We start from the raw sequence: 596 nt of genomic DNA, 5'->3' as shown, positions 1-596 counted from the left end.
CATGAGCGCCTCCTCACGGTGCTTCGAGCGAGGTCCAAGCTGTTCGCCGACGAGACGACGGTGCCGGTGCTCGATCCTGGTCGAGGGCGCACCAAGACCGGCCAGCTCTGGGCCTATGCCGCCGACGACAGGCCCTGGGGCGGCCTCGATCCGCCCGGCATCGCCTATGTCTATGCACCCGACCGCAAGGCCGAGCGGCTGTTCAGCCATCTTGCCGGCTTCAAGGGTGTCCTGCAGGTCGATGGCTACACCGCCTATCCAAAGCTTGCCGAGCGCGGCGAGGTCGAACTCGCCTTCTGCTGGGTGCACATGCGGCGTAACTTCTACGAACTCGCGGCGGCGGGCCCCGCGCCGATCGCAAGCGAGGCGCTGAAGCACATTGCCGCATTCTACGCGATCGAGAAGGAGATCCGCGGCCGCAGTCCGGAGGAGCGCCGTCTCGTGCGTCAGCAGAAAAGCCGGCCGCTGGCCGACGCCTTCGAGGCTTGGCTACGCGCCAAGCTGGCTCTCATCAGCCAAAAGATCAAGCTCGCCGCCGCCATCCGCTACGCTCTCTCGCGCTGGCAGGGGCTGACGCGCTTCATCGAAGATGGCCG

General features: G+C 66.8%; 1 protein-coding gene. It reads left to right on the top strand.

The window, feature by feature from the left end; translation table 11 throughout:
- Nucleotides 1-596: IS66 family transposase (gene tnpC / locus AC630_RS42140; protein ID WP_143198776.1), on the top strand; the 596-nt coding region annotated here is incomplete at both ends.

It is taken from the genome of Bradyrhizobium sp. AS23.2 (genome assembly GCF_001908185.1).
Classification (GTDB): domain Bacteria; phylum Pseudomonadota; class Alphaproteobacteria; order Rhizobiales; family Xanthobacteraceae; genus Bradyrhizobium.
Note: the sequence above shows the minus strand (reverse complement) of the source record. Positions and strands in the feature narration are given on the sequence as shown.